Annotated in this window: 17 protein-coding genes and 2 pseudogenes; 5 read left to right on the top strand and 14 right to left on the bottom strand. The window is 70.5% G+C overall.

Annotation, left to right across the window (positions count from 1 at the left end):
* Window positions 1-80: 80 nt before the first annotated feature.
* The 7 genes from B5557_RS14510 to B5557_RS14480 all read right to left on the bottom strand — a co-directional run bounded on the left by B5557_RS14510 (window position 81) and on the right by B5557_RS14480 (window position 7,479).
* Window positions 81-587, bottom strand: coding sequence for a DUF3291 domain-containing protein (locus B5557_RS14510; RefSeq protein ID WP_079659663.1), 507 nt, complete (start codon window positions 585-587; stop codon window positions 81-83).
* 45 nt (window positions 588-632) lie between these two features.
* Window positions 633-2,090 (bottom strand): penicillin-binding transpeptidase domain-containing protein, encoded by a 1,458-nt coding sequence (locus tag B5557_RS14505; RefSeq protein WP_079659661.1) that lies wholly within the window; start codon window positions 2,088-2,090, stop codon window positions 633-635.
* Window positions 2,087-3,523, bottom strand: a complete 1,437-nt coding sequence (locus B5557_RS14500) for an FtsW/RodA/SpoVE family cell cycle protein (protein WP_079659660.1) — start codon at window positions 3,521-3,523, stop codon at window positions 2,087-2,089. Before B5557_RS14500 ends, B5557_RS14505 begins: the two co-directional genes overlap by 4 nt.
* A gap of 106 nt (window positions 3,524-3,629) precedes the next feature.
* Window positions 3,630-4,487, bottom strand: coding sequence for an SH3 domain-containing protein (locus B5557_RS14495; protein WP_079659658.1), 858 nt, complete (start codon window positions 4,485-4,487; stop codon window positions 3,630-3,632).
* An 84-nt stretch (window positions 4,488-4,571) separates the two neighbouring features.
* Complete coding sequence (locus B5557_RS14490) at window positions 4,572-5,906, bottom strand: ATP-binding protein (RefSeq protein WP_079659656.1); 1,335 nt, start codon at window positions 5,904-5,906, stop codon at window positions 4,572-4,574.
* A complete protein-coding gene (locus B5557_RS14485) occupies window positions 5,903-6,664 on the bottom strand; it encodes a hypothetical protein (protein ID WP_079659655.1) in 762 nt (253 codons plus the stop codon). The genes B5557_RS14490 and B5557_RS14485 overlap by 4 nt, the downstream gene beginning before the upstream one ends.
* Before the next feature lie 305 nt (window positions 6,665-6,969).
* Window positions 6,970-7,479, bottom strand: coding sequence for a protein-tyrosine phosphatase family protein (locus tag B5557_RS14480; protein ID WP_079659653.1), 510 nt, complete (start codon window positions 7,477-7,479; stop codon window positions 6,970-6,972).
* 112 nt (window positions 7,480-7,591) lie between these two features.
* Here B5557_RS14480 and B5557_RS14475 point away from each other — a divergent pair, with 112 nt between their 5' ends.
* Window positions 7,592-8,395, top strand: coding sequence for a nuclease-related domain-containing protein (locus tag B5557_RS14475; RefSeq protein WP_079659652.1), 804 nt, complete (start codon window positions 7,592-7,594; stop codon window positions 8,393-8,395).
* 270 nt (window positions 8,396-8,665) lie between these two features.
* On the opposite strand, the gene ligD is transcribed toward B5557_RS14475, so the two are convergent.
* A complete protein-coding gene (ligD, locus tag B5557_RS14470) occupies window positions 8,666-9,553 on the bottom strand; it encodes a non-homologous end-joining DNA ligase (RefSeq protein ID WP_079659650.1) in 888 nt (295 codons plus the stop codon).
* Window positions 9,554-9,608: 55 nt separating this feature from the next.
* Here ligD and B5557_RS42850 point away from each other — a divergent pair.
* Both B5557_RS42850 and B5557_RS45935 read left to right on the top strand, forming a co-directional pair.
* Window positions 9,609-9,734, top strand: a pseudogene (locus B5557_RS42850) (Ku protein); the annotation flags it as partial.
* Window positions 9,735-9,947: 213 nt separating this feature from the next.
* Window positions 9,948-10,670: pseudogene (locus tag B5557_RS45935) on the top strand (phosphatase PAP2 family protein); the annotation flags it as partial.
* On the opposite strand, the gene B5557_RS14460 reads toward B5557_RS45935, so the two are convergent.
* The 6 genes from B5557_RS14460 to B5557_RS14435 form a co-directional block, all read right to left on the bottom strand.
* Complete coding sequence (locus B5557_RS14460) at window positions 10,629-11,309, bottom strand: response regulator (protein WP_079659647.1); 681 nt, start codon at window positions 11,307-11,309, stop codon at window positions 10,629-10,631. The pseudogene B5557_RS45935 and the gene B5557_RS14460 overlap by 42 nt on opposite strands.
* Before the next feature lie 7 nt (window positions 11,310-11,316).
* The gene (locus B5557_RS14455) at window positions 11,317-12,768 is read right to left on the bottom strand and encodes a histidine kinase (protein ID WP_079659645.1); all 1,452 of its coding nucleotides are present in this window, start codon (window positions 12,766-12,768) and stop codon (window positions 11,317-11,319) included.
* A 133-nt stretch (window positions 12,769-12,901) separates the two neighbouring features.
* On the bottom strand, window positions 12,902-13,948 hold the full coding sequence (gene ku / locus B5557_RS14450) for a non-homologous end joining protein Ku (protein WP_079659644.1): 1,047 nt from the start codon (window positions 13,946-13,948) through the stop codon (window positions 12,902-12,904).
* Window positions 13,949-14,043: 95 nt separating this feature from the next.
* The gene (locus tag B5557_RS45085; protein ID WP_079659642.1) at window positions 14,044-14,436 is read right to left on the bottom strand and encodes a hypothetical protein; all 393 of its coding nucleotides are present in this window, start codon (window positions 14,434-14,436) and stop codon (window positions 14,044-14,046) included.
* Complete coding sequence (locus B5557_RS14440) at window positions 14,433-15,827, bottom strand: acyltransferase family protein (protein WP_079664773.1); 1,395 nt, start codon at window positions 15,825-15,827, stop codon at window positions 14,433-14,435. The genes B5557_RS45085 and B5557_RS14440 overlap by 4 nt, the downstream gene beginning before the upstream one ends.
* 100 nt (window positions 15,828-15,927) lie before the next feature.
* On the bottom strand, window positions 15,928-17,844 hold the full coding sequence (locus B5557_RS14435) for an SMI1/KNR4 family protein (RefSeq protein WP_079659641.1): 1,917 nt from the start codon (window positions 17,842-17,844) through the stop codon (window positions 15,928-15,930).
* A gap of 235 nt (window positions 17,845-18,079) precedes the next feature.
* Between B5557_RS14435 and B5557_RS14430 the strand changes: the two genes are divergently transcribed.
* A complete protein-coding gene (locus tag B5557_RS14430) occupies window positions 18,080-19,276 on the top strand; it encodes an MFS transporter (RefSeq protein ID WP_173877679.1) in 1,197 nt (398 codons plus the stop codon).
* 267 nt (window positions 19,277-19,543) lie between these two features.
* Window positions 19,544-21,412 (top strand): glycoside hydrolase family 35 protein, encoded by a 1,869-nt coding sequence (locus B5557_RS14425; RefSeq protein WP_079659639.1) that lies wholly within the window; start codon window positions 19,544-19,546, stop codon window positions 21,410-21,412.
* The last annotated feature ends 30 nt before the right edge of the window (window positions 21,413-21,442 follow it).

The following is a 21,442-nucleotide window of genomic DNA, read 5'->3' as shown; positions in this document are numbered from 1 at the left end:
CGTGATCTGGACGCTCGGGGACCCGGGCGGCGAGGTGTTCGAAGTCGAGCACGCTCAAGCTTCCCTGGATGAGAAGTCTTCTAGACCGAGCAGCCCAGGTCCTCCGGGACCGTGAGCACCACCGGCTGCGCCCCCTGCGGCGGGAACGACGTGCGCAGGGTGAAGGCGTACGGCGTCGGGCCGTTCGCACGCAGATGGAGGAGGCGGGACTCGGCCTCCGCGACCGTCGGCCGGTGGCCGGCCGGCACCCACCACAGCGTCGCCATCGCCTCCGCCACCCGCTCGAACCACTCCCTCCGACGCGCGAGCATCTCGCGGTGCCGGCCCTGGTACATGTACGCCGTCAGCGCGTCGGCGTCCCGCCACACCGACATGTTGACGATCAGCCAGGCGTCGCCGAAGACCTCGATGCCGGTCGCGTCGCCGTCCTCCGACTGGAGGCGCCAGACGAAGCCGTCGGCCCCGTCGGCGTCGGCGTTGACCGGGTCGAGGGCGTCGACGAAGTCCTTCAACTCGGGTGAGTCCAAAGGGAACTTGAGGCGGGCGAGGTTGACCTGGGCGAGTTGGAAGGCGGCTGCGTCAGTCATGGACCGAACGGTAGGTCGGGAGTGCGTCGTTCGGTACCCCCCGTCTCACGACGTGAGCACCGCCTCCATCACCGCCCGTGCGATCGGCGCCGCCATCCCGCCCCCGGTGATGTCTCCGCGGCGCGCGGACCCGTCCTCCACCACCACCGCGACCGCGACCTTCGGCTCCATGTCCCGCTCGCCCTGCGCCCACGACACGAACCAGGCATACGGAATCCCGGCGTTGCCGATGCCGTGCTGGGCGGTGCCGGTCTTGCCGCCGACGACCGCACCGGGGATCGCGGCGTTCGTGCCGGTGCCCTCCCGCACCACGTCCTCCATCAACTCCCGCAGCCGCCGCGCCGTCGAGGGCAACATCACCTGACGGGACGGACGGGAACCGGCCGTGGCCACCGTCGCCCCGCCCTTGCGCGTCGTCCGCTCCACCAGATACGGCGTGTGCGCCTGCCCCCCGTCGGCCACCGCCGCCGCCACCATCGCCATCTGCAGCGGGGTCGCCCGCGTGTTGTACTGGCCGATCGAGGACAGCGCCAGCTGCGCCCGGTCGAGCGAGGTGTCGAAGGTGCTCGGCGCGACCGAGAACGGGATCCGCACATCCACGTCGTTGAAGCCGAACGCCTGTGCCGTCCGGGTCATCCGGGCCAGCCCGGTGTCCACGCCGAGCTTCGCGAAGACCGTGTTGCACGACCACTCGAAGGCGTCCCGCAGCGGAGCGTCCTCACAGCCGTCGCCCTCGTTCGTGAGGACCGTCGTTGTCCCGGGCAGCCGATAGGGGTCGGGGGAGTCGGTCGCCGCGTCGAGATCCGTGATCACGCCCGCGTCCAGCGCCGCCGCCGCGGTGACCACCTTGAACGTCGACCCCGGCGGATACGTCTGCCGCACCGCCCGGTTCAGCATCGGCCGGTCCGGGTCGCCGTTGAGCCGCGCCCAGGCCCGCTGCGCCCCGGCGTCGTTCCCGGACAGCACGCCCGGGTCGTACGACGGACTCGACACCAGCGCCAGCACCCGCCCCGTCGCCGGCTCCACCGCGGCTACCGCGCCCTTGCGGCCGTCCAGCCCCTCGTAGGCGGCCCACTGGGCACGGCGGTTCAGCGTCGTCACCACATTGCCGCCGGGGGGCCGGCCGTGCGTGACGTCGTTCCACAGCGGGAACGGCGAGAGCAGCGGATCCGACCCGGACAGGACGTCGTCCCCGGTGTGCTCCAGGAACGTCGTCCCGTACACCTGCGAGGCGAAGCCGGTCACCGGCGCGTACAGCGGCCCGTCCTGGTACGTGCGCTCGTAGCGCAGCTGCTCCCCGGTGTCCCGCGAGCCGGTGACCGGGGTCCCGCCGACCAGGATGTCGCCGCGCGGCTGGGCGTAACGGGCGATGGACCCGCGCCGGTTGGCCGGATTGTCGTCGTAGACACCGGACCGGACGACCTGGACGCGTGCCGCGTTCACCAGCAGCGCCGCCAGCAGCAGGGCGCAGAAGACGGCGGCGCGCCGGATGTGCCGGGTCACCCGGACCTCCGAGGGCTCTTGTCGGCCGGTACGGCGACGGCTTCGTGAACGGACTTCTCGAACTGCTGTGCGTACGGCCGTCGCGCCGAGTCGCTCACCCGGATCAGTAGCGCCACGATCGCCCAGTTGGTGACGACCGACGAGCCGCCCTGCGCCAGGAACGGCATCGCCATGCCGGTCAGCGGGATCAGCCCGGTCACCCCGCCCGCGATCACGAACACCTGGAGCGCCACGATCGAGGCGAGGCCGGTCGCCAGCAGCCGGCCGAACGGGTCGCGCAGGGACAGGCCCGCCCGGTAGCCGCGCTCCACCAGCAGGCCGTAGAGCAGGAAGAGCGCCGTCAGCCCCGCCAGGCCCAGTTCCTCACCGGCCGTCGCCAGGATGAAGTCCGACTTCGCGGCGAACCCGATGAGGATGGAGTGGCCGAGCCCGAGTCCGGTGCCGAGCACCCCGCCGGCCGCGAACGAGAACAGCGACTGCGCAAGCTGGTTGGGGCCCTGACCGGCCTCGATCGACGCGAACGGGTGCAGCCAGTCCTCGACCCTGCTGTGCACATGCGGCTCCAGCCGGCCGACGGCGACCGCGCCGAGCGAGGCGAGCAGCAGCCCCACGGCGATCCAGCCGGTGCGGCCGGTGGCGACGTAGAGCATGACCACGAACAGCCCGAAGAACAGCAGGGACGTGCCGAGGTCCCGCTCCAGGACCAGCACGCCGACACTCAGCAGCCAGATCGCGACGATCGGTCCGAGGACGCGCCCGGTGGGCAGTTGCATCCGCCGGAAACGCCAGATCGTCCGTCCCGCGTACGCCAGGGCGGTGCGGTTGGCCGCCAGGTACGCGGCGAAGAACACCGCCAGCAGCACCTTCGCGAACTCGCCGGGCTGGATGGAGAACCCGGCGATCCGGATCCAGATGCGGGCGCCGTTCACGGCCGGGAACAGGATCGGCAGGGCGAGAAGGGCGAGCGCCCCGACCACGCACACGTACGCGTACCGCTGGAGCACCCGGTGATCGCGCAGCGCGACCACGACCACGATGAACAGGGCCACGCCGAGCGTGGACCACACCAGTTGTGTGGGCGCCGCCCGGTCGCCCGGCGTCTCCAGGTCGAGCCGGTAGATCAGCACCAGGCCGATCCCGTTGAGCAGCACGCCGATGGGCAGCAGGAGCGGGTCGGCGCAGGGCGCCCGCCACCGCACGGCGAGATGCGCCAGCAGCGCGAGCACGCCGAGCCCGGCGCCGTAACCGGCGGCGCCGGGAGGGACGGTGCCGCTCTTCGCGAGGCCGACGGCGCAGTAGCCGTACACGGAGAGCAGGACGGCCAGGACGATGAGGGCGAGCTCGACGCCACGGCGCCGGGGGAGGCCGACCGCGGGGGCGGGGGCGTCGGCCGCCACCAGGGTGGCCGCCGCTCCGACTCCGGCTTTCGTCATGTCCGGAACTTACCCAAATGGGGCTCCTTGTGAGCCGTGGATGCTTTCGGTCGCCGTCGTGTCGGCGTAGTGCCGGCACTGTGCCGGGCGCAGTCCTGGCGCCGTGTCAGCACCAGCGCGGCTTCGTCCCGATGGTCTCGATGAAGCGCGCCGCGCCCCAGGCCCAGGTACCGTCCGTGAGCAGGTACCACAGGCGGTCGCCCTGGACCTCCTGGCCGGACGTCTTGCAGAAGATCGAGACGATCTCCCCGCGGTGGGCGACCCGGATCACCTCGCTGGCGCGGGTCGGCTTGCTCCGCAGGAGCAACTCGTCGGCGGTGACGCGCCCGCGGAAACGGCGGAAGTCGTTGTCGTTGTCGTTGTCGTTGTCGTGGTTCCCGGACTGCCAGTCGCCGCCGTCGCCACCACCACCCGACTGCCAGCCGCCGTCACCGCCGCCGCCGTCACCGCCGCCCTGCCCGTTGTTGCCCCCGCCGGATTGCCAGTTCCCGTTTCCGTTGTTGTTCTGACCGTTGTTGCTCTGGCCGTGGTTCTGACCATTGTTCTGGCCGTTGTTCTGGCCGTTGTTCTGGCCGTTGTTCTGACCGCCGCCCCCACCACCCTGGTTCTGACCGCCGCCCCCACCACCCTGGTTCTGACCGCCGCCCCCACCACCCTGGTTGTGGCCGCCGCCCCCACCACCCTGGTTGCCGCCGCCCCCACCCCCCTGACCCCCGCCCTGGTTGCCCCCGCCGCCTTGGTTGCCGCCGCCCCCGCCGTCCCCGCCGCCCTGGTTCTGCCAGTTCTGTGGGTCGTCCCCCTGGGCGCCGAAGTTGGTGCCGTTGCTGTTGCCGCTGGTGCTGCTGTTGTCGCCCCAGTCGTCGTCCCCGTCGCCGGCGAGGGCGGGGGTGATGGTCGCGGTGGCGGCGAGTGCGCCTGCTGCGGTCACTATGGCGAGACGGGTGAGAGCGGAGCGCACGGACATGGCGATACCTCCATGAAGAGGGCGGAGCGAAGAGGGTGAAGCTGACTTATCGCCACATTAGGAGCGGTTCGCGCATGTCGCCCGTCACACTGCGCCATCGGGGAGGCGGCCCCCGGCAGGAGGCGTCTGAGGGAGCGTCAGCGTGGCCACGGCGCCGCCGTCCGGCGCGTTGGCGAACGTCAGCCGGGCGCCCATCACCTCTGCCTGGCCGACCGCGATCGTCAGCCCGAGCCCGTGCCCCTTCGCCCCGCCCTCGGTGCGGAACCGCTGTGGCCCGTGCGTGACGAGGTACTCCGGATAGCCGTCCCCGTGGTCCCGGACGGTGACCACCGGCCCGTCCACCGTCAGCGTCACCGGGGGCCGCCCATGCCGGTGCGCGTTGGCCAGCAGGTTCCCCAGCACCCGCTCAAGGCGTCGCCGGTCGGTCTCCACGCGCACGTCCCGGACGATGACGACCGTGACCGTGGCCTCGGCGCCGGACCCCGACATCCCGAGGCCGGCCGAACCCCCGAAGGTGTCGGAAGCCTCCGCCGTCCGCACCACCCGCATCGCCAGCGCGCCCAGTTCCTCGGCGTCCAGCTCCAGCCGCTCCCGCCCGGTGTCCAGCCGGGAGATCTCCAGCAGGTCCTCGGTCAGTGTGCGCAGCGCCGCCACCCGGTCGCGCACCAGCTCCGTCGGCCGCCCCGGCGGCAGCAGTTCGGCCGCCGCGTGCAGCCCGGTCAGCGGGGTGCGCAGCTCGTGCGCCACGTCGGCGGTGAACCGCTGCTCGCTCAGCAGCTTGCCCTGCAGCGAGGACGCCATGGAGTCCAGTGCGACGGCGACGGCGCCCACCTCGTCCCGCGGCCGGCCCGGGTCCTTCGTGCGGGGGTCGTCCACGCGGGCGTCCAGGTCGCCGGCGGTGATCCGCCGGGCCACCTGCGCGGTGGTGTGCAGCCGCCGAGTCACCCGGGTCACCGCGACGGCGCCGACCAGCAGCGTCGCCCCGATCGCCAGCACCGACGACCACAGGATCGCGGTGTCGAGCGCCTCGATGGTGTGGGCGCTCTGTGAGTAGTCGACGGCGACCGCGAGGGCCCGCTCGTCGTCGGCGGGCCCCGCCGCCCACATCGTGGGGCGCCCCCGGTATTCGGCGACCATCGTGCCGCGCTCCCCGGCCACCGCCAGCGTCCGCAGCGAGGTGGGCAGCCCCGGCGGATCGAGGCTCGCTCCCCGCCCGAGGGAGTCCCCGGCCTCGAACGCCGTCGTCGCGTCCTTCAGCCGGGACAGCGCGAGATCGCGGGCCTGGCCGACGGTCTGGTTCGTCACCGACACATGCACCAGGACGCCGAGCAGGGCGGCCAGCGCGCAGCACATCACCGTGATGAAGACGGCGGCCTTCACGGCGAGTGTGCCGGCCCATGAGGGCAGCGCGAGCCTCATCGGCCACTCGCGGAGGCGGCGGCTGAGGGGGAGGCCGAAGCGGAAGGGGAGGGGGAAGGGGAGACCGGGAGCCGTGAGGAGTGTGGGGCGTGCGGGGAGCGCTTGTGGTTCGCGTCGCCGGTGCGCAGCATCTCGTCGTTGGTGAGCAGCATCGCCTGCTGCTGCTGGTCCCAGGTCCACTGCAGGCGGTACTCGTAGCCGGCGACCTCCGAAGGGGCGCGGATGATCACGGACCGCCCGGCCAGCTCGACCGCGCTCACTGCGTCCTCGTAGCCCATGATCTGCACGAGCCGGTCCTTGCGGACGGTGTAGACGCGGACGGCCGTCAGGTTGCCGGGCAGCTGCCGGAAGCCCAGCGTCATGTCGTCACGGCCGTCGCCGGTGAGATCGCGGTAGTACGCCTTGAGGACGGGACACCTGCGCCCCTGCGCGCCGCTCTTGCCGCAGTCGGCCATCAGGCGGGCGGTCTCGTCGTACGCCCCCGCGCTGTAGTCGCCCGGGTGCGCGGCGATCTCCCTGCGGACGACCGCGACCGGATCCACCTTGTGGATGTCGCCGCCGGGCACCGTGATGCCCTTGATCACCTCGGTGTCGACCTCGCCGATGTCGAAGGCCGGGCTCGCGGCGGGCGTCAGATCCGGCCAGAGCTTGTCCGGGCTGATCGCGGTCGGGGTGGCCCCCGCGCCCTTCAGCTCACCGGCGTCACCGCAGCCCACGGCGGCCGACGCCAGCAGAACGACGGCGAGGCCGGCGAACACGGGACGGCGGGCACGGTTGGGGCGACCGGCACGGTTGGCGCGGCCGGGGCGCGGGGAACCGGAACCACCCGCGGAACGGGAGCGACGGACGGGGCGACTGCGAGGCACGGGACTCCTGTGACTCCTCTTGGGCTACACGATGTCAGGCCCCGTACACCTTATTCATGGGGAAGTCTGTTTTGCGTACCGGTGGGGCCGGAGATGCCGACCTGGTGAAGCGACAGGTGGAACAGCCGGTGAAGCGACAGGCGAAACAGCAGGTGAAGCAGCAAGTGAAACGGCAGGTGAAGCAGCAGGTGAAACGATTACTCTGCCAGCTCCTCCAGCAGTCTGGCCGTCGGCAGCCCCGCCCGCAGATACTCCACGAACAACTCGTTGTGCAGGGCCCACGGCGAGCGCCGTGACCGTATCAGCCGGATCGCGTCCTCCACCGAGTGCCCCCGGTGCACCAGCGTGTGGGCCACGACCAGCCCGGACCGGTTGTAGCCGCTGTAACAGCGGACGAGGACCGTACGCCCCTCGTCCATCGCGTCCCCGGCGGCCTGCGCCAGCCGGATCACCCCGGCGAGCTGGGTGCCGTCCAGCGGCCCGTCCGGAATCGGCCACACATGGTGCCGCACACCGGGATCGGGCCCGTGCCCCTGCCGGGCGCGCGTCAACGTCTGGACGAGATCGAACTCGCCGCGCACCACGGCGAGCTCCAGCTCCCCACCGGACCCCCGGAACTCGTGCCCGCCCATCCACAGGCCGGGCACGATCTCGCTCCACGGACGGTCCGGAACCGGTACGTCGGGTTGCTTCCTGCGGGTCCGCAACGGCGCCTCCCCAAACGCGCTGCCCAGTGCCTGCCCACCTCCCTTCGAAGGTAACCGCCTTCTTGCCCCCGGAGCACCCCTACTGTTCCCATGGTCGGTGGGGTGATGGTGCATGAACGGACTGCGCGTCATACCGACCTGGCGACATGGCCAGGAGCGGCTCTACGTCTGTCTCACGGACGGCAGGAACATCGCCTGGTACGACCGTGAGGCGGGCCGCGTCAACCTGCTCGGCGACGCCCGCAGAGAGGACGTCCTGGAGGCCCTGGGCCCCTTCATCACGGGCCCTGTCACGGTGGGCCCACCCCCGGTGCCGACCCCCGCGGAACTGGCCCGCCTGGCCCTCCATCCCGACGACGACCTGGCCCCCAACCGTCCCGGCGAGGCCCTCCTCATCGCCCTGGACCGCGACCCGGGCCCCGCCCACCGCCTCCGCACCGACCCGCGCCGCCACGCCCTGGCGGCCGAGCAGACCGTGGGCGAGGCCCTGGACCGCCTCGACGGCGCGGGCTGGCGCACCCTGCACTCCGTCCCGCTGCCCGGCGGAGACCGCGTCCACCATCTGGCGATCGGCCCCGCCGGCCTGTTCGCGATCCACACCCTGTACGCCCGCAAACAGCGGGTCCGCGTCGCCGACCCCATGGTCACCCTGGGCCGCCGGACCCCGGAGCCCCTGCTCCGACGCCTGCGCGCAGACGCGGACCGTGCCTCCTACGCCCTGACGGCCGAGGTCCGCCCGATCCTGGTCCTCGTCGCCCCCGCGGAGGTCGCGGTCCCCCTCCCCCCACGTGAGGTCCGCATACTGACCGACACGGCCCTGACCGACCTGTCCCGCCTGGGCGGAATCCTCAAACCGGCAGACGTGGAGGCCCTCCACGCAATGGCGAGGGACAGGGCAACGTGGTCGAGGGTATGAAGACCTCCAGCCCGCCCTTTCAGCCTGCCCGGCGCTTGAGGACAAGACCCATTCGGGGCCGAAGCGGGGGTCTGGGGGCAGTGTGCCTTCTCAGCTGCGGGTAGCCACTGACCTGCGGAAATGAAGGCCTTCCGACCCGTTGTGGCCCGCACCCGCATGACGGACACCCCGTCGAGGTCCAGCGGCAGCCTCGTATCGTTGACCAAGCCCGTGGCTACCCAGTGATCCTTCTGCGTAGAGAACAGAAATGATCACCCAGAAACCGCCCCCTCACGGTACTGGAACCACCCCCGCCCGCCCCCCGTCAAGCAGCGGCGCCAACAGGTCCCCGTAATCCTGCACCCGCGGAGCAACATCCGAGGCGAGAAACGTAAGCGTCTCCACAGCCCCACACCCCTCCACCTCCTCCCACGTCACAGGCGCCGAAACAGTCGGCGCGGCCCGAGCCCGCAACGTGTACGGCGCAGCCGTCGTCTTCCGCGCCGCGTTCTGACTCCAGTCCACGAACACCTTCCCCGGCCGCAGACTCCGCGTCATCCGATGCAGCACCAGCCGCGGCATCCCCCGCTCCGCCTCCACCGCCAGCCGCTTCGCATACTCCGAGACCTGTTCGGACGACGCCCCCCGCACCGCCGCCAGCAGATGCAGCCCCTTCGCCCCGGACGTCTTCGCGTACGCCTCGATCCCGTCCGCCGCCAACCGCTCCCGCAGCCACACCGCGACCTCGCAGCACTCGACGACGGTCGCGGGGGGCCCCGGGTCGAGGTCGAAGACGAGCCGGTCGGCGACCGCCGGCTCCTGAATCACCCACTGAGGCGTATGGAACTCGGTGACGAGGTTCGCCGCCCACACCAGACTCGCCAGATCCTGCACGACGACCATCCGAGCCGGCCCCTCCGACCGCGGCACCTCGGCGGTCGTGACCCACTCGGGCGTGCCCGGCGGCACGTTCTTGGCGAAGAAGACCTGCCCGTCGGGCCCGTCGGGGTAGCGCAGGAAGGACAGCGGCCGGTCGCGCAGATGGGGGAGCAGGACGTCGGCGACGGTCGCGTAGTAGTGCAGCACCTCACCCTTGGTGAAGCCGGTCGCCGGATACAGCACCTTCTCCAGATTGCTGAGCGCGAGCCGCCGTCCCTCCACCTCAGTGATCGGCGTCATACCATGAGAATCACATGAAACCGGTACATAACGCTCTCCGGGGAGGATGTTGCACCTGAGGTCCATATGGAACGGCGCCATCTCCTTCGGCCTGGTCAGCATCCCGATCAAGCTGGTGAACGCCACCGAGAGCCACTCGATCTCCTTCCGCCAGATCCATCTGGAGGACGGCGGTTCTCTGGGGGTGTGAGGTGTTCTGGCAGTGGGAGGGTGGTGTCGGTGCAGGTGGGATGGACTGGCGTCAGCAGCACCGACTGCAACAGCTGTGGCGGATCAATGAGTTCGGTGACACGGGACGAAAGTCGTCACAGCCGTCAACCCTGACGATCGTCAAGGTCCGGTGTTGCCGTTCGGCTCGGGTTCCCCGCTGTGCCCGCTTCTACGTTCGGACCTCATGGAACGAGAACCGCGAGAGAAGGTCAGGGCCGGCCGGCTGCTGGGCGCACTGTGCGTCCTGGGCGTGGGGGGAGGAGTGATCGCTTGGCTTTCCCCGGGTGGGCTGGGCGAGGTGAGTGCGGTCGAGGTCACTGGCGGAGCCTCGGCGTCTGCATACCGTTCGGTGACCGGGACGGTGGCGGACGCACCGTCGTGGATGGGCGCGCTCTTGGAATTAGCAACCGAGGGCACGCTGGTGATCCTCGGCGTGTTGCTGGCCTGGATGTGGTGGACGGCAGTCCGCCGCAAAGACTCGCGAGGTGCCTCAGGAGCCGTATTGACGGGCCTTGGCACGGTTGCGGCCTATGCGGTCAGCGAAGCGGTGAAGCTGGTGGTGGACGAGGAGCGGCCCTGCCGCGCCCTGCGCATGGGTGCTGACGTGATCTCGGAGTGCCCCCAGGCGGGGGACTGGTCGTTCCCGAGCAATCACGCCACCTTGGCCGCTGGGTTGGGTGTCGGCGTGGCCATGCTGTGGCCTCGCCTGGCTGCTGTGACGCTGCCGCTGGCCGGGGCTGCTGCGTTGTTGCGTGTCGTTGTGGGGGTCCACTATCCGCACGATGTGCTCGCCGGTGCGATCCTTGGCGGCACCGGGGTGGCGGCCGTGCTGCTCGCGTTGTTACCGCTTGCTCAGCGTGCGGCGTCACGGCTGGCAAGGCTGCGAGGGCACAATCCCGGCCTCGTGGGCGACGACCGCGGCAGCAGCTCGGTTGTCCACGCCCAGCCTCGCCAGGATGGAGCTCACATGAGCTTTGACCGTTCCCTCCACCACGTGCAGCCGTCGGGCGATCTGCCCGTTGGACAGCCCGCTTCCGAGGAAGGCCAGTACCTCCCGTTCCCTGGCGGTGAGAGCGCCGATCCGGTCACGGGCGGCGGAGCGCCGGCCGGCCAGGGCACCCGCGCCCGTCGCGGCAAGGTGGGCGACGACCCGGGCCGCGACCTTCGGTGACAGATAGGCGGCTCCTTCGGCCACTGCATGGACTCCTGTGATCAGTTCCTCGGGCTCGCCGGACTTGATCAGGAATCCGGCCGCACCTCCGCCGAGTGCCTGGAGGATGTAGTCGTCCTCCCCGAACGTCGTCAGCATGATGACGCTCGTGGTCGGCACTGTCCTGCGGATTTCCACCGCCGCCTCGATGCCGTTGATCCCCGGCATGCGGATGTCGAGTACGGCCACCGAGGGGCGGTGGCACCGAACCAGTTCCACGGCGTGGTGACCGTCGACGGCCTCGGCAACGACTTCGATGTCCGGATCCGTGGCAAGAACGGCCCGCACCCCTGCGCGGATCATCGGCTCGTCGTCGGCGATCAGCACACGGATCATCGGGAACTCACGGAGTGAGGGTGTCCAGGGACACCAGCCTGTTCTTCCGGAAACAAAGCCGGTAGGCGTCCCCAGACCGGTCGTCGAACCGGTCGGCCGTCATCGCGTAGTACTCGCACGTTATGTCGCCGCCTCTCGGTTCGGCCGTCAGTGGCCGATGGCTCGTCTGGTGCTCAGGAAGGAAACGCTCCACCTCGGAACGATCTTGCCCGACGTGCAGGCGGGCATAGTCCCCCGGTTCCAGAACTGACTGTGGCGCCGACAGCATCTCCCACCCCGTGAGCGCTCCGCTCAGCAATCCACCCGTCACCAGGGGGGCCATGATCGCGATCACGAGGGAGCGACGGACACGACGCCGAGCGTGGCGATGTTCCTTCGGCAACTCGGGAATGGCCTCGAAGACTACGGACGTGCGTGGTGGTGGCTGCGGTGCCAGGGGTGTGTGCGGCATTCGTGCGACGACTGCGAAGCCCTCGTCGGACGGGCCGTGGGCGAAGGAGCCTCCGGCCAGTCGCACACGTTCTTCGAGGCCGATGAGGCCACGTCCCCCACCCGGTGACCGCAGACCGGCCACCGATGATGACGTGCTGTTCTCCACCATCACCTCCGTCTCCGTGGCCGTGTGCGTCACGCGGACGGTCACTGCCGCGCCAGGCGCGTGCTTGGCAACGTTGGTCAGCCCTTCCTGGACGACCCGGCGGGCGGCACGCCCAACCGCCGGCGGCACATCGACTGCCTCGCCCTCGATGCGTAACTCGACCGCGAGCCCGGAAGCGGATGCCTCCTCCACCAGATCGGCGATTCCGGAGCCGTCCGGGCGCCGTGGCGCGTCGTCGGTCTCCTCACGCAGGACACCGATCACCTCTGCGAGACGCTCCACTGCGGCCGCCGCCTTGGCCCTGATCTCACCTGCGGCCCTTCGATGGTGCTCTTCAAGGCCGGGCGCGAGCTTCAGCGCACCGGCCGACAGGGCGATCAGGCTGAGGTCATGGCCGAGTACGTCATGCATGTCCTGAGCGATACGCGCCCGCTCGCGAAGCCGGGCCTGGTCAGCAACCAGTTGCTGCTCACGTTGCAGTTGCTCGGCTCGCTCCCAGCCGGCTCTCACAAGTTCCTGATATTGGCGGGAGAAGCGGCCCGTGAACCAGGGCAGCATCATGGCGAAAGCCACCACGGCCACAAACCGGCTCCCCAGCGCGAGCCAGGCCGGCACGACGGACAACGTCATCACACCAGCCGCGAGCATCGCGACCAGGGCGAGTACTGTCGGCCCCGTCCGTCCGGGTCCCCGACCTGCCAGAAAAGCCACGACCGCAGCTGGGACAGCCCACCACAGGCTCGCCATGCTCAGTCCGGCGAACGTCACCGCTCCCGCTGCCAGAAGGCCCCACGGATCAAGAGTCCGACGGGGAACAGCTGTCGGGCTCGCAGCCGCATCTTGGATCACCGTGCTGTTCACGGGGGCGACGGTACGGACACAAGGGGCCGTCCGACACTGCCGAAAGTCCAATCCATGCGCCTGGACCGGCGGTCACAGCGATTCTGGGGAGAAAATCGGCCAGACACGGCAGGTCCGGCTGTGAGGAGCGACGTCAGGAGGCTCGTGTGGTGCGGCGTCCTCCCTTGCCAGTGAGGGCCTTGAGCAGCTCCTCGCGGGTCATTGATGAACGACCGGGAATGCCGGCTTCGGATGCGCGCTGGTAGAGCTCTGCCTTGCTCAGCCCTTCCAGCTCCGAAACCTTCGAGGACTTCTTTGCTTTTCCTGCCGTACGGTCGGCGCGTCTTTCGGCCGCTCTCTTCAACTGTGCCGGAGGACGGCCCCCCGCGGCTTCCTGCTCCTCCGTTTCGCTGCCCTGCCTGGTGGCTCTGGCCTGCTTGACACTGGCCTCCAACGCGCCCATGAGATCGATGACGTTGGTGGAGCGTGGCGGCGGCTCGCCCTTCTCCACGGTCTGACCGGTGCGCTTGGCCTCCACGAGCTGGAGCACCTTCTCCTGGTAGGTGTCGTGGTACTCCTCCGGATTCCAGTCGATGCTCAGCGCCTCGACCAGTTGCACCGCCGTCTGCAACTCCTTGTCGGCGACCTGCGTCTCTTCCGGGAGATTCCCGATCTCCCGGTGAGGGTCGCGGACCTCGTCCGCCCAGTGCATGGTGTGCATCGCGAGGACGTCGCCCTCTGCCTTCACGGCGACCAGGTACTCGTGGTTGCGCATGACAACGGTGGCGATACCGACCTTGTTCGCTTGGGCCAAGGCTCTGTGGAGCAGGGCGTAGACCTTGGCGTACTCCTTGCCCTTGGGCGCCAGGTAGTAGGTCTTGTCGAAGAACACCGGCTCGACCTGGTCCAGGTCGACGAACCCGGTGATCTCCAGCGACTTGGACTGGCCAGGGGCGATCTCGTCCAGTTCCTCCGGCTCGACGACCACGTACTCGTCCCCCATGTCGAAGCCCTTGACGATTTCCTCCATGGGGACTTCGTCACCGGTGCGCTCGTTGACTCGCTTGTTGCGCACTCGGTCCGATGTTCCGCGTTGGAGCTGGTTGAAGCGGATCGTGTGGCTCTCCGTGGCGGTGAACAGCTGCACTGGTAGGGCGACGAGCCCGAATGAGAGAGCACCGCTCCAGACAGCTCGGGCCATGGCTTTCCCACCTCCTGTTTTCCCATGGCACCTCCCCTGGCCGCTGATCGCATCCCGGCATGCGCTGTCCGGGCGGTTCTGCGGAAGAGGCGCAGTCAGCGGTGGGTCTGGTTGAGGGATCGGGTCAGCTCTCGGTTGGCGGCACGCGCGGCCTGCAGTTCCTCGGCGCGATCTTCGAGTTGACCTTGGAGCTCCACCACCCGCTGTTCGAGAGTGGTGATCTGCCGCTGGAGGTGGTCGATGTCGGTAGGCGCTCCGAGGCCGGAGTCGCGCCAGGCCTGTTCCCCGAGCTGTTGGGAGAGCCGGTTCTCCAGTTGCCGGACGCGGGCGGTGAGCCGGGTGTTGCGCTCCAGGGCGTTCGCCAGGTCGGCTTGCAGGGAGGCCCTGCTGACCTGGGCCTGCCCTTCGGTGGACAGCGGTGTCGTGGCTGCGGTGTGGAGGTGCTGCAGCAGGTCGCGGTGTCGGTAGAGAAAGGCAGCCTTTCTCAAAGCCGCGCTCTCGCCACGAACTCCTGCGCCCGCCGGACCCCCGTCGTCGGATTCGTCGCCTTTCCGCCCCGTCGGGACGGCCCCACGAGCACCAAGCCCGTGCCCACCCCCAGCCCCACGGCTGCCCAGACGGGAAACCCGCCGCCATAAGCGAACCCGTGCCCGGCGAAATAGGTCAGCGACCAGACGCTCACGCCGAGCCCGCCCCACATCCGCCAGGCCGCCGCCCCTCGGAGCCCCGCGTCGGGCAGCACCCGGACGCCCACGGCAGCCACCCCCCGCTCCAGCGGCCGCAAAGCCAGCAGCACCCCCACCAGCACGACGCCCAGGACCGCCACCCACGGCACTCGCAGCGCCCACCAGCCGACCGACCCGTAACCGGGTTGGGGAGCGAGGCCGGTCAGATAGAAGGCGGCGGCGACGATCAGCACGGGCACCATGTGCCACAGGTAGAGGGCCATGCTGCCGGCCCCCACCACCCGCACCGCCCGCGCCACCCGAGCCCGCTCCAACACCCGCCGCGCCACGGGCGCAACCGCCAGCGCGACCCCGACCTGAGCCACGGCCCACGCCAGCATGGCGGCCGACGGCGGATTGGTGTTGCTCAGCTCCTGCCCGGTCACCAGGATCAGACTGACAGGAAACGGCCCAGGCCCGACCAGCGCGGCGAACCCGACCCCACCCCCCACCGCCATGGCGACCGCCACAGTACGCGTCCGCTTCCGGGTCGGCGTCCGCGTCCCGCCGCCCCACACCCCGTCCCGCCAGCAGAACCCAAGCTGATACACCGCCCCCCACACCAGCAGGTAGTTGAGCGCACCCACTGCCTCCACGCCTCCCGTACGGGACGACGACCCGGCGGCCGCGACAAGCACACTGATCCCGAGCGCGACGACCCCCGTCCCCACCGGCACCCGAACCCCCCACCGCTCGTGAAGGGCGTACATCAGCGGCGTCAGGGCGCTGAGCAGCAGATACACCGGCAGGAACCAGAACTGCATGGCCAACGCCCACCCCACCAGCGCGAGGGTGCCGGGATCCACGCCGAGACCGGCGCACACCCCGACGGCGAGCAGCACGAGCCCGCTGTACATGGCCGTGGGCAACAGCAGCCGTACGGCCCGCTGCCCCACCCACCCCGCGACGGACGCCCCACCGGCCCGCGCCCGAGACCAGGACCCGCCGGCCGCATACCCGCCCGCCAGGAAGAACAACGGCATGATCTGAAAGCCCAGGGTCAGCCACTGCGTCCAGGGCACCGTCGCCAGCAACTCCGGCGCGCCAATCTCACCGTCCGGATGCCGGACCAGCCCGGTGATCACCCAGTGCCCGAACACCACGAGCAGAATCGCCCAGGCCCGCAGAAAGTCGACGTACCGGTCTCTCCCCATGCGCCGCATGCTGTCCCGTCCCCCAACCCCCCTGCGCCGAAAAGCCCTTGTCGCAACCAACCCGTGCCCGAGCCGACACCACCCGCGCGTGCTTTCGCCGCTACTCGGCCCCGGGCCGCGTCCGGCGCATGACGAGGATCGCCTCGCCGGGCTCGGCGGGCCGCGTCCACGACAGGGTGGTGAGCGTGTACGCAGGCCCCCGGGCCAGCGCGAACCGAGGCAGCCGCACCCCGAACTCGCCCGCGACGGCGTCCAGAAGCCCCCCTTCACCCGTGCCGCCGCCGAACCAGCGGTCGGGATCGAGCGAGTCGGGTATGTCCCCATGCCGTTCCGCCACCTCGTCCCCCCGGACGGTGAACGAGTACCGCTCCTCGCCGTCCTGCGCGAGGGACAGATGAAAGACGTCCGGCCGCCGGAGCGAAGCCCCCGGCGACTTCCACACCACCAGCGCCCGACCCCCCTCCCGTCCGCCACGGGAGGCGACGACCGCCGGCGAAACGAACCGCTGACCGTTGAACAAAGGCGGCTGACCATCGAAGGCGAAACTCCAGTCGGCCCCGGCCAGGCCCACCGCGGTGATCGCCCGGTCCTCCCAGGGTGCCGAGTCCTGGCCACGCCGCCGATGCGCCCCGAAGACCGCCTCGAACCGGCTCTCCGGCCCCCGCAGTTCACGAGCACCCTCCGCCCCCACCAGCTCAGGCAACTCGTCCGGCCGCACCCCTTCCACGAGCAGGAACCGATACCCCTCCTGCATGCCACCCCCGCCCCCATCCGCCTCGGCCAGCCACGCCAGCCCGGGCGGATCGATGTCGCCCGCCGGCACAGGCGCGTCCCCCGTCTCCCCGGCACGCGGAGTGGCCAGCAACTCCCGCCCCCGCTCACGGACATCGCACACCGGCCCCAGGAACGGATCGGCGAGGAGCCCGATCGGCGCGAGCTGCTCGGGCCCTCGCGGCCGCCACTGCGGCAGAGCCTTCCGCACGATGCGCCACGCCTCGTCCGTGAGCCCCCAACGCGCCTGCTCCCGAGCCTCGTCGAGGGCGCGCCCGAACTCCCCGTCGGGGGTGTACAGATACGTCCTCTCCCGCACCTCCCGCAGCACGGCGTCGGCCAGTTCCCGCACGGTGTCGTCCGCACCCGACAGCCGCATGCGCCAGGCGCGGTCGTCCCTCCCGTCGCGCACGTGTTCGGCGGCGAGTACGGGCAGGAACTCGGGCGCGTACACCGGATCCATGGGGAGCGGCCAGAAGCCGACCCCGTAACTGTGTCCCGACAGCCGCCGGATCTGGTCGTACAGTCCATGGGCCCGCGGTCTGCCGTAGGCCACAGCCTTCTCCAGCACCGCTTCCGCCCGCTTGTACCGCCCGCGCAAGGCGTCCAGCCGCGCCTCCTCGACTGCGGCGTCCAGCGCCCGGGTCGTGTCGTTGACGAACGCCGCACCCAGCCGGTGCGCCTGCAGACTGTGGAACTCCCGGTGCATCGCCGTCATGAACTCCCGGAAGGAGCCGTACCGTTCGGGCGGAGCCGCTCGCCAGCCGGCCCAGACGTGGACGGCCCACTCACCCGCCTCGTCCGTGTCCCCGGGATCCATCAGCACGTACATCGCGTCGGACTCCACCTGCAGCTGCAGACCCCGCTCCCAGACCCCCGCCTGCAGCACCTCCTCCGGAGTGGAGTTCTCGTCCAGCATGTCCCGGAACTCCTGACCGAGCCCCGAGGAGTCCTCGTGCCAGCGCACCTGTTCGGTCCCGGCGAGCACGTAAACAAACCCGCCGGCGTGCCGCCACCCGTCGCTCACCTCCAGAAACGCCCGGTACGACGGCGGCAGCCGGCACCCGAGCCGCTCCTCCGCCGCGACGATCAGCGCTTCGTCGGCCCCCTCGAACCCCAGCCATCGCTCCCGCCGAGGCACCGAGTCCCGCTCCCCGAGCGACTGCTCATCCTCCCCCGCATCCGCCCACTCCCCACTCCACCGCACCAGAAAGTCACGCCACTCGAACTCACCCGTTTCGACCATGCCCCCATGCTGGCACCCGCCACTGACAACGCCCCGGCACGAGCGACGATCGCATGCCGACCCCAAAGTCCCCGAGCCCGACCGGAATTACTCCCGCGCCTCCTGGCGACGCTCCCGCCCTGAACGGCAAGTCCGCCGAATATCTTGACGCCTCCAATGTTACCGGTAACATCGATGTTCGTCGGATCATCACACCACCCCACACCGCAGTGGGCCGTCCGCTTCTGGAGTTCGCGTGAGCGACCACCCCACGGCACAGCGCGCCCCCGCGGCGACCCCACCCGACACCATCCCCGTCTTCACCACCCCCGCCGTAGCCGCCTCCTGCGCCGGCTTCGTACTCATCGGCGCACTCCAGGCCCTCTACGGCCCGGCGATCCCAGCCCTGCGCCAGGAGTTCGGCCTCTCACCCTCCGCAGCAGGCCTCGGCCTGAGCGCCCATTTCGTGGGCGGAGTAGCCGGCGTCCTCCTCTTCGACCGCCGCTACGGCCGTACGAGCAACCGACGGATCCTCGCCACCTCGTTCCTGCTGATGGCAGCCGGCGCTGCAGGCTTCGCGCTCGCGCCGAACTGGCCCCTCGCCCTCACCGCGGCCCTCCTCGCGGGCCTCGGCTTCGGCGGCATCGACTACGGCCTCAACCAGCTCTTCTCCATCGGCTTCGGCCATCGTTCCACCGCGATGCTCAACATCCTCAACGCCCACTTCGGCATCGGCGCGATCCTCGGCCCGGCCCTGATCGGCGCGGTCGGCGCCGAGTACTACCCCAGCCTCTTCCTGGCCTTCGCCCTCGCCAACCTCCCCCTCCTCCTCTGCCTGAGAGGCGTACGCGACCACACCCCCAACCCCCCACCCCGCGACGCCCACCCCACCCCCGTCCGCCGCAGCCTCACCACCGTCCTCGCGGTCTTCGTCACCCTCTACGTCCTGCACGTGGGCATCGAGGCAGGCGTCGGCGGCTGGGAACCCACCCACCTGGAGACCGTCGGTTACGCCGCGGGCACGGCCGCCACCGCCACCAGCGTCTACTGGCTGATGATGACCGTCGGCCGCTTCCTGGTCGCCCCGATCGCCCTCCGCTTCTCCCCGCAGGCCATCATCACCGTCTCCTGCGCCGGCATGACCGCCTGCCTCCTCCTGGCCGCCGTACCGAACCTGGCCCCCTACGCCTACGCCGGCGTAGGCCTCTTCATCGCCCCGATCTTTCCCACCGGCCTGCCCTGGCTCAACCGGACCGCCCCGCACGCCCGCCGCGCCGGCGCCCTGGTGATCGCCGCGTCCATGCTGGGCGGCGTCACGGCGGGCCCAGCACTGGGCAAGGCCATCGAGTGGTCCGGCGTGAGAACCATCCCCATCCTCCTGGCCACGGTCTCGGCCGCCTGCCTGGCAGCCACCCTCTGGCTGATCAGAGCAACAAGCAAAACACCCCACTGAGCACCCAGCAGTCTCGGCGGCGGCGGAGAGGGAATCCCGACGCACCCGCGGCCGCCGACGGCCGGGAGCGGGTCGTGGCGGTGCGGCGCAGCCCGTCGCTCAGCCCGTCACAGCCAACCCCACCGTCTCAACAGGCAGCAGTACGCCCAACACGCGACGGGCTCGCCGCACCGCCACGACCCCGACCCCACCCACCGCGCCGGCGCCCACCCCCACCCGCACCTGCACCCGCACCCCACCTCGCTCGCCCCGACCGAAGGGACCCGCATGCCCGTCCTCACCACCACATCCGACGGCTTCCTCCTCCACGGCGAACCGTTCCGCATCCTCTCCGGCGCCCTGCACTACTTCCGCGTACACCCCGACCAGTGGGCCGACCGACTCCACAAGGCCCGCCTCATGGGCCTGAACACGGTCGAGACCTACATCCCCTGGAACCTCCACCAGCCAGACCCCGACACCCTGGCCCTGGACGGCATCCTCGACCTCCCCCGCTTCCTCCGCCTGGCCGCCGCAGAGGGCCTGCACGTCCTCCTCCGCCCAGGCCCCTTCATCTGCGCCGAGTGGGACGGCGGCGGCCTCCCCCACTGGCTCACCACCACCCCCACCCCCACCCCCACCCCCGACACCACCCCCACCCCCACCCCCGACACCACCCCCGCCACCGACACCACCCCAACCCCCGACCCAGGCATCCGCCTGCGCACCAGCGACCCCCGCTTCACCGCCGTGATCGACCGCTACCTCGACCTCCTCCTCCCCCCACTCCTGCCGTACATGGCGGCATCCGGCGGCCCCGTCATCGCCGTACAGGTGGAGAACGAGTATGGCGCCTACGGTGACGACCCCGCCTACCTCAAGCACATCGAGCAGGCCTTCCGCTCCCGCGGCATCGAGGAACTCCTCTTCACCTGCGACCAGACCGACGGCGACCACCTCAAGAACGGCACGCTCCCCGGCGTCCTGGCCACCGGCACCTTCGGCAGCCGCGTGGACGAGTCCCTGGCCCGTCTCCGCGAGGCACAGCCCCAAGGCCCCCTCATGTGCGCGGAGTTCTGGATCGGCTGGTTCGACCACTGGGGCGGCCCGCACCACGGCCGGGACGCCGACCAGGCCGCCGCCGACCTGGACCGACTCCTCACCGCAGGCGCCTCCGTCAACATTTACATGTTCCACGGCGGCACCAACTTCGGTTACACCAACGGCGCCAACCACCACCACGCCTACGCCCCCACCGTCACCTCCTACGACTACGACGCTCCGCTCACCGAAAGCGGCGACCCGGGCCCGAAGTACCACGCCTTCCGCGAGGTGCTCGCCCGCCACACGAAACTCCCCGCCGAGCCGGTACCGGCCCCCGCCCCCAAACTCCCGCTCACCACAGTCCAGTTGACGAACAGGACCCCCCTTCTCTCACATCTCACGCCCCCCGTACGGTCCACCGACCCCCTCACCGCCGACGACCTGGGACAGCGAGCCGGATACGTCCTGTACCGCACCACCGTCCCGGACGAGGGCGCCGGCCTCCTCCACTTCACCGGGGGAGTGGGCGACCGAGCCCAGGTCTTCCTGGACGGCGCCCCCGTAGGCGTCCTGGAACGCGAGCGCTACGACGAGACGCTCCCCGTCCATGTCCCCCGCCCCGGGGCCGTCCTCGACGTCCTCGTGGAGAACATGGGCCGGGTCAACTACGGCCCCCGCATAGGCACCCCCAAGGGCCTGCTGGGCCCGGTCACCTACGCAGGCACCCCCCTCCAGAACTGGGACTGCCACCCCCTACCCCTCACACAACCCCCCACCATCACAACCGCCACTCCAACGACGACGACGGCCGCGGCCGAGGCAGCGGCTGCGGCTGCGGCAGCAGCCCAACCCGCCTTCCACCACGGCACGTTCGAGGTGAAAACCCCGGCCGACACCTTCCTCTCGCTCCCCGGCTGGACCAAGGGCCAGGCCTGGATCAACGGCTTCCACCTCGGCCGCTACTGGAACCGCGGCCCCCAGCGCACCCTCTACGTCCCCGCCCCCGTCCTCCGCCCCGGAGCCAACGACCTGGTCCTCCTCGAGCTCCACGGCACCACCACCCCCGAGGCCCACCTCACCGACACCCCCGACCTCGGCCCGAAGCAGCACTGACGACCACCCCCTCTCCCCTCGGCCTATCCT

Source organism: Streptomyces sp. 3214.6 (assembly GCF_900129855.1).
In the GTDB taxonomy this organism is placed as follows: Bacteria; Actinomycetota; Actinomycetes; order Streptomycetales; family Streptomycetaceae; genus Streptomyces; species Streptomyces soliscabiei.
The sequence above is the reverse complement of the archived record's forward strand: the minus strand, read 5'-3'. Positions and strand labels throughout refer to the sequence as shown.